Below are 380 nucleotides of genomic sequence, written 5' to 3' on the forward strand. Positions count from 1 at the left end.
CCGGGGGCGGCGCGGGCGCCGTGGTGGTCGTCGGGGTGGTGGTCGGCGTGGTGGCCGGCTCGTCGTCGCCGCTCAGCGCATAGGCCGCCGCGAATGCGACGAGGAGCAGAACGATCAGCGCGCCCACAGCGACGATGACGGGCGGGCGGCGGTACCACGGGGCCGGCGGCACCGCGGTGTCGTCGTCGTCGCGGGCCCCGAACGCCACGACGGGGCGGGCGGTGGTCGATCCGGCGGGCCTGTCGTCGCCGGCAGGCGAGTCGGCCGGTGCGTCGTACTCGTAGTGATCGGTGGCCGCGACGTCGGGGATGTCGTCGGCGTCCGACCACGCCAGTGCCCGGAAGGTGCTCGACTGCGACATGTCGTCGGCCTGCGCCGCA

Annotated in this window: 1 pseudogene; it reads right to left on the bottom strand. The window is 75.5% G+C overall.

The features are described from left to right. Positions 1–361: pseudogene (locus Q2100_RS31685) on the bottom strand (Hsp70 family protein); the annotation flags it as partial. Between the last annotated feature and the right edge of the window lie 19 nt (positions 362–380).

This window comes from Mycolicibacterium arseniciresistens (assembly GCF_030519285.1).
Taxonomy (GTDB): Bacteria; Actinomycetota; Actinomycetes; order Mycobacteriales; family Mycobacteriaceae; genus Mycobacterium; species Mycobacterium arseniciresistens.